Source organism: Tangfeifania sp. (genome assembly GCF_055108615.1).
Genome location: NZ_JBSQIC010000004.1, coordinates 30,964 through 45,229 on the forward strand (window position 1 = coordinate 30,964; position 14,266 = coordinate 45,229).

The window sequence follows — 14,266 nt, forward strand, 5'->3', positions numbered from 1 at the left end:
TATGTAACATTTCTTTTGCGAAATTGCTGTACTTTTTAAACCATATATTTGTACCTACTAGTACCTACCAGTTGTATAAAATTCATATAATTGTGTATTAATTTAAAACAATATCAGATATGACAAAGATTACTAGCTTAATTGAAAAAATTGATAGCGGGAAAAACCCACTGTTTCAGGAATTGTACGGAACCGATGAAACTGTTTTAAAAGAACAGGCCGAACGCTATGCAGCGTTGATGAATGATTTTGAAAAAACTTACGGTGCCGACGATGTTCAACTGTTTAGTTCGCCCGGGCGGACCGAAATTGGCGGAAACCATACCGACCATAATTTTGGAAGAGTACTTGCCGGTGCGGTTAACCTCGACAATATTGCAGTTGCCGCTGCCAATGGCACCGGTAAAATACGTGTAAAATCAGTGGGTTACCCGGCATTTGAAGTGGACCTTTCTGATTTGGAAATTGATAAATCGAATTTTTACACCTCCAGTTCGCTGGTGAAAGGAATTTGCGCCCGCATGAAAGAAAATGGGTACCAAATTGGTGGATTCGATGCCTGTGTTGAAGGCCGTGTTCCTAAAGGTTCGGGGCTCAGCTCTTCTGCTTCATTCGAAGTACTTATGGGGACCATTTTAAACGAGCTTTTTAACAACGGAAAAATGTCGGCTGTTGAAAATGCGATTATAGGGCAGTGGGCAGAAAACAACTATTTTGGCAAACCCTGCGGATTAATGGATCAAACGGCTTGCTCGGTTGGTGGGTTAATTACAATCGATTTTAAAGATCCGGCAAAACCCGTTGTAAAAGAGGTTGATTTTGATTTTGTTTCTACCGGGTTTTCGCTTGTAATTACCGATGTTGGCGGTGGCCACGACGATGCCGCCTCTCAGGAAGAATATGCATCCCTCCCCACCGAAATGAAGGCAGTTGCTGCTGAGTTGGGAGCCAGTGTACTCCGGGAAGTTACCTGGGAACAGGTTATGGGAAAAATTCCGGAAATTCGGAAAAAAACAGGCGACCGTGCAATTTTGCGCGCCTACCACTTCTTTGGCGATAACCAGCGTGTGGTTGACCAGGTTGCAGCGCTGGAAAATGATGATTTCCAGGCATTTCTTAAAATGGTGGTTGAGTCGGGATACAGTTCTTACATGTACAACCAGAATATTTATGACGTGGTGCATAAGCATGAGCAGGTAGTTTCACTGGCACTGGCACTCAGTGAAATGGTGCTGAAAGGCAGCGGCGCATGGCGTGTTCATGGTGGCGGGTTCGGCGGAACCATTCAGGCATTTGTTCCACAGGATAAACTCAGTGAATATGTAAATGCACTGGAGCATGTTTACGGAAAAGGATCCTGCCATAAGTTGTTTATCCGGAATCAGGGGTCTGTTAAACTGGATCTGTAAAAAGCTTCATTCTGAAAGCTTTTTCGGAAAAAATATTTTAATACATTTGCTGTAAGCTAAAAAAAATCAAAAAAATTTGTTTCGATTAAATTATAACACAAAAAATAAAAGAAGTATTTAATCAATTTAAATTCATTTAATCATGAACAAAAACAAAAGTTATGTAGTGCCAATAATTATGATGATCCTGCTGTTTGGTATGATCTCATTTATTACCAATTTGGCAGCACCGATGGGAATTGTACTTAAAAACCAGTTCAATGTTTCTAACTCACTGGGTATGCTTGGTAACCTGGCCAATTTTATTGCCTATGCAGTTATCGGTATCCCCGGAGGTATTCTCCTTCAGAAAGTTGGATATAAGAAAACCGCATTGATTGCAGTGGCTGTTGGATTTGTTGGCGTGGGAATACAGTATCTCTCAGGTCATGCCGAAAGTTTTGGAGTTTATTTACTGGGTGCCTTCGTTGCCGGTTTCTCCATGTGTTTGTTAAACATTGTGGTAAACCCAATGCTGAATACACTCGGTGGAGAAGGTAACAAAGGAAATCAGCTCATCCAGGTTGGTGGTTCGTTCAATTCTGTTATGGCCACTTTTACTCCTGTTTTTGTGGGTATTCTTATTGGGGAGGCAACAAAAGCCAATATCAGGGACGTATTTCCTATTCTTTATATCGCTTTAGGAGTATTTGCACTGGTATTTTTTATTCTTTTAGTTACCAGAATTCCCGAACCTCATGCTGATCAACCAAAAGAACCACTGGGACGCATGATGTCCGGAGCGTTAACATTCCGCCACTTTGTTTTGGGAGCCATTGCTATTTTTGTATATGTTGGTGTTGAAGTTGGTACACCTGGAATGGCAAACCTGTATATGACCACACCTACAGTGGAACAATCTCAGGAAATTATTGATGAGTATCAAAAGCAACAAGCCGATGCGGCTTATCTTCAGGAACTTAAGTCGATGGACGAGCAAAATGTTGAAGATAAAAGTTACAGGGATTTGGTAATTAGTGATATGGCCTACGAAAGTGCCCTGAAAATTGTTGAAGGAAGGGACACTCCCGGTCTGGGAATTGGAGCAGGTATTGCAGGTGGAGTGGTCGGCATGTACTGGCTGCTCATGCTTGTTGGCCGCTTATTTGGGGCTTCGTTCGGAGATAAAATTGCCAGCAAAAAAATGTTAAGTACAGCTTCATTTGTGGGCTTGGTTCTGGTGCTGTTATCCATATTCTGGCCTGCAAAAACCATTATTTCTATGCCGACTTTTAATGTTGTAGGCGGTTCAATTCAATTTGGAATGATGCCGGTGCCTATTAAGTTCTTCTTCATTGCCCTGGTCGGTTTGTGTACTTCAATTATGTGGGGAAGTATTTACAACCTGGCAGTTGAAGGATTGGGTAAATACCTTGCTGCTGCTTCCGGTATTTTCATGGTACTGGTTGCAGGTGGTGGAATTCTTCCGTTGGTACAGGGCTGGGTTGCCGATGTTGCCAATTACGAAGTTAGCTACTGGATAATTGTTGCCGGTTTGGCTTACCTGTTGTTTTATGGTGCTGTTGGAAGTAAAGTCACCAAAAGAGATAATAGTTTAAAACTTGACGGAATGGCTGAATAATCAGATATAGAAAAGAATTAATTCGGAATTACAAAAGAAAGGGCTGCCAACCGGCAGCCCTTTCTATATGGGTTTTATTGCAGTTTCTTGTATTTAAACCGCTTGGGAACAGAATCTCCCAATCGTTTCTTCCGGTTCTCTTCATATTCCGAGAATGAACCTTCAAAATAGTATGCTTTTGCTTCTCCTTCAAAAGAGAGGATGTGTGTGGCGATGCGGTCGAGGAACCAGCGGTCGTGAGAAATAACTACGGCACAGCCGGCGAAGTTATCCAGTCCTTCTTCCAGTGCCCGCAGGGTGTTAACATCAATATCGTTGGTTGGTTCGTCGAGCAGCAGCACATTGCCCTCGGCTTTCAGCGCCAGCGCCAGGTGCAGCCGGTTGCGCTCGCCACCGGAAAGCACGCCGCATTTTTTCTCCTGGTCGGCACCGGTAAAATTGAAACGCGCCACGTAAGCCCGCGCGTTTACCTGGCGGTTGCCCAGAGTAATTGTTTCTGTTCCGCCCGAAATGACTTTAAACACCGATTTTTCAGGGTCGATGGCTTCATGGGTTTGATCCACGTAACTGATTTTTACGGTATCGCCAATTTCAATGGTGCCCGAGTCGGGCTGAAGTTGTTCGATAATGAGTTTGAAAAGCGTGGTTTTACCCACACCGTTTGGCCCAATTACCCCGATAATGCCTGAACGCGGCAGTTTAAAACTTAAATCTTCGAAAAGAAGCCGGTCGTCAAATCCTTTGGAAACGTTTTCCATTTCAATTACTTTGTCGCCAAGTCGCGGACCGTTTGGAATGAATATTTCCAGTTTTTCTTCCTTCTGTTTTTCATCTTCGTTCAGCATTTTATCGTAGGCGTTTAAACGGGCTTTTGATTTGGCGTGCCGGGCTTTTGGTGCCATGCGTACCCATTCCAGCTCGCGTTCCAGTGTTTTTTTGCGTTTCTGGCTGCCTTTTTCCTCCAGCTCCAGGCGTTTGGCTTTTTGTTCGAGCCACGAGGTGTAATTGCCTTTCCAGGGGATGCCTTGGCCGCGGTCGAGTTCGAGTATCCAGCCGGCGACATTGTCGAGGAAATACCGGTCGTGCGTAATGCAGATAACCGTTCCTTTGTATTGCTTCAGGTGCATTTCGAGCCAGAGAATACTTTCTGCATCGAGGTGGTTGGTTGGTTCGTCGAGCAGCAGAATATCGGGCTCCTGCAGCAACAACCGGCACAAAGCCACACGGCGCCGCTCACCGCCTGAAAGTTCACTTACCGGCTGATTATCGGGAGGGCACTGCAGGGCATCCATCGCCCGTTCGAGGCGGCTGTCAAGGTTCCAGGCATCCATCTGGTCGATTTTTTCCTGCAGTTTTTCCTGCTCTTTCATCAGCCTGTCCATTTCATCGGGGTTTTCATAGACTTCGGGCAACCCGAATTTATGATTGATTTCCTCGTAAGTATTCAGCACATCTACCACTTCTTTTGCGCCTTCTTTTACCACCTCAATTACCGTTTTGTTTTCGTCGAGCTGAGGTTCCTGTTCCAGCAGGCCAACCGAGTAGCCGGGGGCAAAAACAAGTTCTCCGTTGAAATTTTTATCTTCCCCGGCAATAATTCTCAAGAGGGTTGATTTTCCTGACCCGTTCAGGCCGATAATGCCGATTTTTGCCCCCAGAAAAAAGGACAGCGAAATGTCTTTGATGATTGTTTTATTGCTCTGTGGATAAGTCTTGCTTACCTTATACATCGAAAAAATTATCTTCTTGTCGTCACTCATTTTTATCAAATTTTAATTTAAGGCAAAAGTAGAAAAAGAAAGGGTATTAAAGGATTCGATTAGGTTGAATAAAGTTGGGAAAATCACTTTCAAAGTTTCTCCACTTCCTCCTCGTAATCGAGCTGAAGGTCTTCGTGCATCATCGAAAGGGCTTTTTTGATGCGTTCCACCTGGCGGGCGTGCATATTCTGAATTACACGGCTGGAGCGCCGTTGCAGACCTGATTCTTTTAATCTTTGGCAGAAATAAACGAGCAGCTCAACTTCGGTTTGTTTTGAGCCCGAAAAACGAATGTACTTGCGTGTGGTGCGCAACACTTTTCTAAGTGTTTTTTTGGCGAGGTAAAAACTGCTGCGGTTCAGGTGGGTGAATTGCTCGTCGATTTCTTCCTTTACTTCACGAATAAAATGTTGCTCGTTGAACGACTCAAACAGCAGGTAGCTCAACAGTTCCTTATTCTCCTTTTTGTATTTGGCCAGCCGGATGCAAATATCCTGAAGCTGTTGCGGGGATAAGGTTTTAAGTTCTTTTTTAATAATTCTTACTGAAGCTGTGTCCATGTTGGTGAAACGTTTACGGGCTGGTGAAAATTCCTCCGAAAAAAAGGTAAAAATCTGTTGTGAAAATTAACTGAATGCAATAACGGAGAAAATCAGCTTTGCTGGCTAACCGGAAAGAAAGGCATTAATCTTTTTCAGCAATTCTTCTTTTTTAATTGGTTTGGTCACATAATCGTCACAACCGGCTTCAATTGCCTTTTGATTGTCGCCCGAAAGTGCATAAGCTGTTTGCGCGATAATGGGAATATCGGGGTGAGATTTTTTGATCATGCGGGTTGCTTCATATCCGTCCATTACAGGCATTTTTAAATCCATTAAAATGAGCGAAATATCGGGATTTTCTTCAAGCAGTTCAATGGTTTGTTTCCCATTTGCTGCACGTAATAATTTGTAGTTTTCTTTTGATAAATAGGCTTTTAGCAACATGAAACTGGTTTCGTCGTCTTCAGCTATAAGTAAAACAGGTTGGTTTGAATAAAGGCTTTTTTCATTCATAAACTTGATTTTTCTGAATGCCTAAAAGTATTAATTTCATTGAATAAAGGAAAGAAATTACCTTTATTAATTTTTCAGGTTTTCAGCAGCTTCTTGTAGATGTCAAAATTTTCATCATCGAATACGCAGAATGTAACTTCTTCAATTTCCGGGTGTTCAATCAGAAAAGCAGAAACCTCGTGTATGGCAATTTGCGCTGCCTGATGTTTTGGATAGCCGTAAACGCCAGTGCTAATATTGGGAAAAGCAATGGTTTTTACCTCGTTCCCGAGTGCAACTTCAAGGCTTCGCCGGTAGCAGGAGGCCAGTTTTTCAGGTTCATTTTTACTGCCGTCTTTCCAAACCGGTCCAACCGTGTGGATAACATATTTGGCCGGGAGTTTATAGCCTTTTGTAATTTTTGCATCGCCGGTATCGCAACCGTTCAACGTGCGGCACTCTTCCAGCAACTCTTTCCCGGCTGCACGGTGGATGGCCCCGTCAACACCCCCGCCTCCCAGTAATGTAGAGTTTGCAGCATTTACAATTGCGTCAACTTTTAATTTTGTAATATCTCCTTTGTGAAGTTTTACCTGTTGCATAATATTAACTTTTCGGGTTTTAAACAGTTAAAATTAAAAAACCATTACCCTTCAGCCAACGAATTCAACTATTTTTTACCGGCCCTTTTTAAGGTGTGTGACATTAGTCGTAGCCAAATGCAAAATATATTCTTTCCTTTGCCCTGTAAATGAAGTTTTTCTTTACATTCCGGGACTTTCCAAATGAGCATAGTTTAATCATTTCAATTTATTCTAAGTACCATAATTATTATTGATTGGACCGGAAGAACTTCGAAATAAGTAAGTTGTTTAAAAATAAATATCATGAAAGAATTAATTCAAAATAAGAAACTGGCAATTGCCTTTGCGCTAGTTGGCGCATTGGGCGGATTTTTGTACTGGAAATTTATTGGATGCACCAGCGGCACCTGCCCAATTCAATCAGTTTGGTACTGGACCACTTTGTGGGGAGCCGCTGTTGGCTATCTGGTGGGCGATTTCATTAATGATTTCGTTCAGAAACGAAAAAAGAAATCGGAAGGAGAAAAGTGAACCAACGTTTTTTGCATATCATTAAGTCGCGCAAGCCGGTCCTGGTCGATTTTTATGCCGACTGGTGCGGGCCTTGCAAAGAAATACCGCCTGTTTTAAAGAAAGTAAAGCAGGAATTGAAAGATGTGCGAATTATAAAGGTAAATGTGGATAGAAACCCGTTTATCGCCAGCCGTTACAAGGTTAATCGGCTGCCTACGCTCATTGTGTTTAAAGAGGGTGAACCCATCTGGACGCACGAAGGTATTTTTTGCCCGGAAAAGCTAAAAACGATACTGCAAAGCAAAATGTAAAGTTCCCGCATATTCAGTATATCTATAATTTAATGGGCGTGAAAAACCGGGTGAAAAATGTCCATTTACCCGATGAAGGGCATGGTTATGAACTGCCCAAGCGAAAAGCGGTATATCCTTTCCTTGCTGAACATCTTGGGTTGAATTATGAATGCTCTCATTTCGTTTACATTTTTTAATTTGAGGGGAAAAGTTACAAAAAATTGGCATAGAAAACTAACTTTGTTCACTTGGACAGTAAGGATAAAAACATGGCAAACGACTGGAAAGAAAAACTGGGCGTGGTGTATTCCACCAATCCCGATTTCGATTATGAAAAAGAGAGTGAACCGGAGCAGGAAACCTTGCCGCCGCAGCAACAAAACCTGAAAGTGAGCATCGATCGCAAAAAGCGGAAAGGTAAAAGCGTAACACTCGTAACCGGTTTTGTTGGAAGTGGAGAAGATTTGAAAGAGTTGGGAAAAATGCTGAAAACAAAATGCGGGGTAGGGGGAACTGTAAAAGATGGAGAAATTATGATTCAGGGCGAATTTCGCGAACGTGTGATGGAGTTGCTGGCAGCGGAAGGGTATAAAGTGAAAAAGTCGGGAGGATAGGGAAGTTGGCAGTGATCAGTCGCAGTGATCAGTCGCAGTCGCAATTTTAAGTTCAATGAAATTTTTACGTTTGTCAGCTAAAATTCAATGAAATAACATGAAAAAAGCAGTATTGATTCTCGGCCTGTTATCGTTTTTTATTGCCGGGTACGCGCAAAATGAAGTGTACATGTTTTCCTTTTTCCAGGGAAACGGCGAAGATGGTTTGCACCTGGCTTACAGCTTCGACGGGCTGACCTGGGAGCCGCTGAATAACAACGAGTCGTTTTTAACACCGCAGGTGGGCAACGACAAACTCATGCGCGACCCGTGCATCATTTCCGGTCCCGATGGTAAATACCACATGGTGTGGACCGTGAGCTGGAACGAAAAAGGAATTGGGTACGCCAGTTCCGAAGATTTAATAAACTGGTCGGAGCAAAAATACATTCCGGTGATGGAGCACGAACCCACGGCCCGCAACTGCTGGGCACCGGAGGTGTTCTACGATGAGGCATCGGAGCAGTACATCATTTTCTGGTCCACCACCATTCCAGGTAGATTTCCGGAAAGTGCATCCACCGGCGACGACAGTTACAATCATCGCATGTATTATGTAACCACACAAGATTTTGAAACCTTCAGCGAAACACAACTGTTTTACGACCCGGGTTTTAATGTAATTGACGGCACGCTGGTGAAGGAAGACGGGAAATACATTCTTTTCCTGAAAGACGAAACACGGCACCCGGCCGAGAAAAATATTCGCGTGGCCACCAGCGACCGACTTACCGAAGGCTACAGCAAAGCTTCGGAGCCCATTACAGGCGATTACTGGGCCGAAGGACCCACCCCGGTGAAAATTGGCGAGCACTGGGTGGTGTTTTTTGATAAATATATCGACCACAATATGGGTGCAGTGCGCTCGTCCGACCTCGAAAACTGGGAAGACATTTCCGGCCAGATAAACTTCCCGGAAGGAACCCGGCACGGAACGGTGTTTAAGGTGCCGAAAGATTTACTGGATAAGCTTTTGGAAGTAACTCCTTAGTCATAGCCTCACTTTGAGTGAGACTATGACAGTGTAAAAAAGGAAAACTTGAAATCAATTCATTAAAATAAAAATACATTGGCAGAAATAGGAAAAATAAATACCCTGAACGTAGTTCGGGAAACGGAGAACGGGGTTTACCTCGATGGCGAAAATCTGGGTGAAATTTTAATGCCCCGCAAGTTTGTAACCGATGAGGTAAAAGCCAGTCAGCAGGCTACGGTGTTCATCTATTCCGATTCGGAAGACCGGCTGGTGGCAACCACCGAAAATCCGCTGGCAATGGTGGGCGAATTTGCCTTTCTGAAAGTGATTGAGACCAACCGGTTCGGGGCTTTTCTCGACTGGGGCCTGCCCAAAGATTTGCTGGTGCCCATGAGCGAACAAAAAGCAAAAATGACGGAAGGCAAAACATACCTGGTTCATGTTTTTTTGGATGAAAAAACCAACCGGGTTGCAGCATCCGCCAAAATCGATAAGTTTCTGGACACTGTTCCTCCCGATTATGAACGAGGAGAAAAAGTTGACCTGCTCATTGCCGAAGAAACGGAAATCGGTTACAAAGCCATTGTGAATCACCAGCACTGGGGAATTTTGTATCAAAATCAGGTTTTCAGACCGCTTTCGCCCGGTGAAAACCTGGAGGGTTTTATCAATAAAATCAGGGATGACGATAAAATAGATTTATTGCTGGAAAAACCGGGTTACGGAAAAATAGACCCTATTTCTCAGAAACTTTTGGAAACGTTGCAGGAGAATAACGGCTTCCTTGCGTTAAATGACAAAACTTCTCCTGAAATAATCCAGGCTTTGTTGGGAATTAGTAAAAAGAATTTCAAAAAGGCAGTTGGCAATCTTTATAAGAAAAAACTTATCGAGTTTAAATCGGATGGGATTAAGTTGATCGGATGATTAACTTCATAGTTTTAACTCCATTCTCAAATTATAAATAATATTTACAAAGTGCCTAATTCAAAAATGATAATTGCAGATTTTGCTTACTGCCACTTCCTACACCACCCCCGGCAAACTTATCCCTTTAATTTTCCGGTACAAATCGAGGGCAAAAACATCGGTCATTCCCGAGATGAAATCCACGGCCGATTGAATTTTGTGGTACAGGCTGTCGCTTTGCGGACGATACTGTGCAGGCAGCAACGACAGGATTTTTTTGTTGTACCTGTCCTCCGGATGAATGACTGCCCCAACGAACTCATCCAGCAAGGTGCCGATAATTTTATACCCGGCAATTTCAATTTCAACCACGGTGCGGTGGGCATACACTTCTGAAAAAGAAACCGCCTTTACCTGTTTCATGGCCGCTGCCTGCCGGTTTTGCAACGAACCCACCAGGCTTTTCGAAAAACTTCCGGTTAAAATGGTGTCGTAGTTTTCTTCAAAAATCCGCATGCTTTCGTGAATCAGCTTGCCAATAACACCGGCGCGCAGGAAGCTGATTTGCTCGTTTTGGTCAGCAACTTTCTGCAACGTATTTTCAATTCTTTGCAACGTATTTTGGTCTTCGGCAGGATCATAAAAATTCAGAAATAACTCTTTTACACGCTCATATTTCAGAGTTCCCAGTTTGAAGGCATCTTCCAAATCCATAACCTGGTAACAAATATCATCGGCCGCTTCCACGAGGTAAACCAGCGGATAGCGCTGAAAAGAAAGTTCTCCTTCTGCTTTTTCCGGGACCTGCAGCTCTGTGGCAATCTTTTGAAATTGATCTTTTTCCGACTGAAAAAAGCCGAATTTCTGTTTGGTGGCCAGCGGCGATTCAAACGGGTATTTTACGATGCTGGCCAATGTGGGATATGTGAGTGCAAAACCGCCGGGCCGTTTCCCTGCAAACTGGTGGGTAAGCAACCGAAAAGCATTGGCATTCCCGTCGAACCGGATAAAATCGCTCCATTCACCCGGGGAAAGCTGATGTTGAAATTCTTTTCCCGCCCCGTTTTGAAAGAAGTTGGAAATGGCCGATTCGCCCGAGTGGCCAAATGGCGGATTGCCCAAATCGTGGGCCAGGCACGCTGCCGAAACAATGGTGCCAATTTCAGGCGCAAGTATATTTTCCGGGTTTTCTGCTGTCACTTTTTCTGAAAGTAAATTCCCCAGCGAGCGCCCCACACTGGCCACTTCCAGGCTGTGCGTGAGCCGGTTGTGCACAAAAATATGTTCGGGCAGCGGAAAAACCTGCGTTTTATTCTGCATCCTGCGGAAAGGCGACGAAAATATTATGCGGTCGTAATCGCGCTGAAACTGCGTGCGATCTTCTGGTCGCGAAGAAGTTTTCCACTCTTCCATTCCTAACCGCTTTGTTGAAAGTAATTGATTCCAGTTCATAATTTTTTAATCATCAAAAAACAATTTACAAAATCCAAATAATCGCCAAAAAACAAATAATTATCAAACCTCAAAATTCAATTTTCGAAACAATATTCACGGAACAATCTGGAATTTGAGACGTTGAACATTGAAATTTAATTGATATTTGAAATTTGTTTTTTGAAATTTCACAATGTATATGTCGAATATTTTTTTACCTGCCGGGCCAGTTCACGCGCCCGCTTATCTGTAACTTGATCGAGTTTTTTCCAGAATTTCTCGCTGTGGTTTTTTATTTCGGTATGCACCAACTCGTGCAGCAAAATGTAGTCGATGAGTTCATCGGGGAGTTTCATCATTTGCAGGTTGAGGCTGATGTTGTTGCGCGACGAACAGCTTCCCCAGTTGCGTTTGTTATTACGAACAGTAACCTTATTGTAGCTGAACCCGTTCTTTTGTGCCAGTTCTTTCAAACGCGAAGGCAGCATCAGATGTGCTTCAACCCGGTAAACCTGAGTTAGTATTTGCTCAATGGCCATTCGTGCATGTTCCGACTGAAAGTCCTGAATGGAAATAATTACATCGTCATTTTGCACATCAACTTTACCTGTTTCGTGCCCTTTTTTCAAAAAAACCGAATGCTTTTTTGTTTTCATGAAAAAACCTTCGCTAAACGTTTTTTGCTGAGCAGAAACGTTCTCCTGCTGCTTTCGAATCCATACCTCATTTTGTTCCAGAAAAGAAAGTACCTCTTTTTCTGACACAAAAAAAGGAAATGAAACCAGCACCGATTTATCAGGTTTCACACTGATTTTCAGTTTTTTTGACCTTCGGTTCCGAAAAAAAGTGACCGGACCTATGCTTTTAAAGTGAACTACTTTGTTTGGCATTCGTTTCTATTAAAAATTAAATCAAAGATACCATATTATGGAACAGAACAAAAAATCAGAAGTGTTTACTAACCTCACCAAACACGTTACCATTGTTGCTGTTGAAGATAAAGTACTGCCCGGCAGCCTTGTTTTTGAAGCTCAAAACCAGTTCCCCGGTTATTATCACGAAACACCTACCAATCCTGAACCGGTTTACATTTACCTTGTGCTCGACAGGCAATACCCGCTGGAAGAAGTGCTGCGCGCCACGCAAAATATCGAAAAAGAGTATAAATGGGAGTTTGATTCAGGAAAAGGATACATGCGCATTGGTTCGCAGTTTCTGAATGTTATTCGTGTCCGCCACCTTCCCGAGCTCGACCTGGTGGAAAAAATACAGGAAGCCTACCAAAAGCAGGGGATTCATTTTTTAATGAATAAAAAACTGCAAGGGAAACTGGAAGCTGAAGTGAAAATTGTAAAGTTTTTGATGCTCGAAAAATTGGGCGAAGGTGTTTACATCGAATCAAAAGATGACAATTTTGGGTATATTGAAATACCAAAATACCTTCCGCACGATGCTTTTATAAAAGTTACAATGGATGTAAAATACAACTGGAGCGGCCACGAATTTGATGCAGCCTCGTGTTCGTTTTACAAAGACGGTAAACTCTATGAATTGGTACGCATTCTTTCCAACAAAATAGATGCTGATTATTTACTGAAAATAAGAAAACTATACCTGGAAAAAATCAGATAATTACTTTCCTGCTTACCCTGAACATTTTATTGCCTGCACAACCAAACATTTCATCTGATGTTGGTATTGAAATATAGAAGATTTTTCTATTTTTGCCTCTCGCGAATTGCAAGTCTGTAATATAAATAATCCATCAGTTTTTGTTACCTTTATGTTTTACCAAAACCAACTAAATTAAAATGGGAAGCCAAAAAAAAATCAAAGTTTTCCTGCTTGTTGCATTAGCCCTTATTGCATTAGCAGCAATAGCTTACTACTCACGACTGTTTGTACCCAACACCGTAAAACCAGGCAGCTTCACCACCGAAATTGTTGATCGCGGTCAGGTTATTTCAGCAACCGACGCTACCGGGATTGTTGAATCGGAGAATGAAGTTTTGGTCTTAAGCCCCGGCCCCGGCATAATTCAGTCCATTCAGGCAGAGCCCGGAAGCCGTGTAAAAAAAGGAGATCTTATTCTGCAACTCAACACCGATGCGGTAAGAGATCAAATCGAAAACATTAAAGACCAGCTGGAAGTAAGAAGAAACAGCCTGAAACGAACCAGGTTAAACGCGCAAAGCACGCGGCTCGATTTAGAATATAACGAAGAAGTTAAAAAGTTAAGAATTGCCAATTTGGAATCGCAACTGGCCGATCAGAAACAACTGCTTGAAGTGGGCGGTATTTCGCCTGCCCGGCTCAACCAGACCAAACAGGAAATTACACTGGCTGAAAAAGATCTGAAAACTTTGGTGGAAAAGAATTCCATCCGGTTACAGCAGCTGGAAGCTGAAGAACAGGGCCTTCTGTTACAAATAGGAATGCAGGAAAAAACCCTGGAAGAGAAAGAGAACCTGCTGGAAAAAATGAGCATCAGGGCACCTTCTGACGGCATAATTCTTACCATAAACGGACAAGAAGGAGAAAAAGTAGGAACCGACAACCTGCTGGTGCGTTTATCTGATCTTTCTTCATTTAAAGTAAGCGGCTCGGTTGAAGAACAACATGCCAAGCAGCTAAAAACCGGGAACCAGGTAATTGTTATGGTTGACGGTGAACAACTAAAAGGAACTGTTGGGAATATTACTCCGCGCGTGGAAAACAATAAAGTTCAGTTCAATGTACATCTCCAACAAAGCAGCCATCCAAAACTTATTGCCAACCAGCAGGTACAAATCCAAATAATTAACAGCCTGAAGAACAACACCCTAAGAATTAAAAAAATCCCGGATTTTGAGAACAGCAAAAAACAGAAGAAATTTGTAATTGAAGGAGGAAAGGCCATTCAGAAAGAATTTACTTTGGGCATCATTGGCAACGAATACTGTGAAATTCTGTCGGGATTGAACGAAGGAGATATTGTTGTAACCGAAGGCCTGAATGCGTTCAGGCACATGAATGAAATAGAAATTCAAAAGTAAACCCGAGAAATGAGAACGTTTTATTTACTGATAATAACGGGTTTA

General features: G+C 42.7%; 15 protein-coding genes. 9 read left to right on the forward strand and 6 right to left on the reverse strand.

Annotation, left to right across the window (positions count from 1 at the left end; genetic code table 11):
• Positions 1-119: 119 nt before the first annotated feature.
• Together ACTCNA_RS01660 and ACTCNA_RS01665 are read left to right on the forward strand one after the other, a co-directional pair.
• Positions 120-1,409 (forward strand): galactokinase, encoded by a 1,290-nt coding sequence (locus ACTCNA_RS01660; protein WP_462946153.1) that lies wholly within the window; start codon positions 120-122, stop codon positions 1,407-1,409.
• 142 nt (positions 1,410-1,551) lie between these two features.
• Positions 1,552-3,030 (forward strand): MFS transporter, encoded by a 1,479-nt coding sequence (locus ACTCNA_RS01665; protein ID WP_462946154.1) that lies wholly within the window; start codon positions 1,552-1,554, stop codon positions 3,028-3,030.
• Positions 3,031-3,104: 74 nt separating this feature from the next.
• On the opposite strand, the gene ettA is transcribed toward ACTCNA_RS01665, so the two are convergent.
• From ettA to ACTCNA_RS01685, 4 genes are all read right to left on the reverse strand, one after another.
• Positions 3,105-4,790, reverse strand: a complete 1,686-nt coding sequence (gene ettA, locus ACTCNA_RS01670; RefSeq protein WP_462946155.1) for an energy-dependent translational throttle protein EttA — start codon at positions 4,788-4,790, stop codon at positions 3,105-3,107.
• Positions 4,791-4,879: 89 nt separating this feature from the next.
• Positions 4,880-5,350, reverse strand: a complete 471-nt coding sequence (locus ACTCNA_RS01675; protein WP_462946156.1) for a hypothetical protein — start codon at positions 5,348-5,350, stop codon at positions 4,880-4,882.
• Positions 5,351-5,455: 105 nt separating this feature from the next.
• A complete protein-coding gene (locus ACTCNA_RS01680) occupies positions 5,456-5,845 on the reverse strand; it encodes a response regulator (RefSeq protein ID WP_462946157.1) in 390 nt (129 codons plus the stop codon).
• A gap of 74 nt (positions 5,846-5,919) precedes the next feature.
• The gene (locus tag ACTCNA_RS01685) at positions 5,920-6,426 is read right to left on the reverse strand and encodes an O-acetyl-ADP-ribose deacetylase (protein ID WP_462946158.1); all 507 of its coding nucleotides are present in this window, start codon (positions 6,424-6,426) and stop codon (positions 5,920-5,922) included.
• Positions 6,427-6,711: 285 nt separating this feature from the next.
• Here ACTCNA_RS01685 and ACTCNA_RS01690 point away from each other — a divergent pair, with 285 nt between their 5' ends.
• From ACTCNA_RS01690 to ACTCNA_RS01710, 5 genes are all read left to right on the forward strand, one after another.
• On the forward strand, positions 6,712-6,939 hold the full coding sequence (locus ACTCNA_RS01690; RefSeq protein ID WP_462946159.1) for a DUF6132 family protein: 228 nt from the start codon (positions 6,712-6,714) through the stop codon (positions 6,937-6,939).
• Positions 6,936-7,232 (forward strand): thioredoxin, encoded by a 297-nt coding sequence (gene trxA / locus ACTCNA_RS01695; protein ID WP_462946160.1) that lies wholly within the window; start codon positions 6,936-6,938, stop codon positions 7,230-7,232. Before ACTCNA_RS01690 ends, trxA begins: the two co-directional genes overlap by 4 nt.
• 251 nt (positions 7,233-7,483) lie before the next feature.
• On the forward strand, positions 7,484-7,828 hold the full coding sequence (locus ACTCNA_RS01700; RefSeq protein WP_462946161.1) for a translation initiation factor: 345 nt from the start codon (positions 7,484-7,486) through the stop codon (positions 7,826-7,828).
• A 97-nt stretch (positions 7,829-7,925) separates the two neighbouring features.
• Positions 7,926-8,858 (forward strand): glycoside hydrolase family 43 protein, encoded by a 933-nt coding sequence (locus ACTCNA_RS01705; RefSeq protein ID WP_462946162.1) that lies wholly within the window; start codon positions 7,926-7,928, stop codon positions 8,856-8,858.
• A gap of 78 nt (positions 8,859-8,936) precedes the next feature.
• Entirely contained in the window at positions 8,937-9,770 is an 834-nt protein-coding gene (locus ACTCNA_RS01710) for a CvfB family protein (RefSeq protein WP_462946163.1), read from the forward strand.
• A gap of 99 nt (positions 9,771-9,869) precedes the next feature.
• On the opposite strand, the gene ACTCNA_RS01715 is transcribed toward ACTCNA_RS01710, so the two are convergent.
• Positions 9,870-11,204, reverse strand: coding sequence for a deoxyguanosinetriphosphate triphosphohydrolase (locus ACTCNA_RS01715; protein WP_462946164.1), 1,335 nt, complete (start codon positions 11,202-11,204; stop codon positions 9,870-9,872).
• Between the two features lie 170 nt (positions 11,205-11,374).
• Complete coding sequence (locus ACTCNA_RS01720; RefSeq protein WP_462946165.1) at positions 11,375-12,076, reverse strand: M48 family metallopeptidase; 702 nt, start codon at positions 12,074-12,076, stop codon at positions 11,375-11,377.
• A gap of 37 nt (positions 12,077-12,113) precedes the next feature.
• Between ACTCNA_RS01720 and ACTCNA_RS01725 the strand changes: the two genes are divergently transcribed.
• Both ACTCNA_RS01725 and ACTCNA_RS01730 read left to right on the forward strand, forming a co-directional pair.
• Positions 12,114-12,818 (forward strand): hypothetical protein, encoded by a 705-nt coding sequence (locus ACTCNA_RS01725; RefSeq protein ID WP_462946166.1) that lies wholly within the window; start codon positions 12,114-12,116, stop codon positions 12,816-12,818.
• A gap of 179 nt (positions 12,819-12,997) precedes the next feature.
• Positions 12,998-14,221 carry an efflux RND transporter periplasmic adaptor subunit gene (locus ACTCNA_RS01730; RefSeq protein ID WP_462946167.1) on the forward strand — a complete coding sequence of 408 codons (1,224 nt, stop codon included), beginning with the start codon at positions 12,998-13,000 and terminating at the stop codon, positions 14,219-14,221.
• Positions 14,222-14,266: the final 45 nt, after the last annotated feature.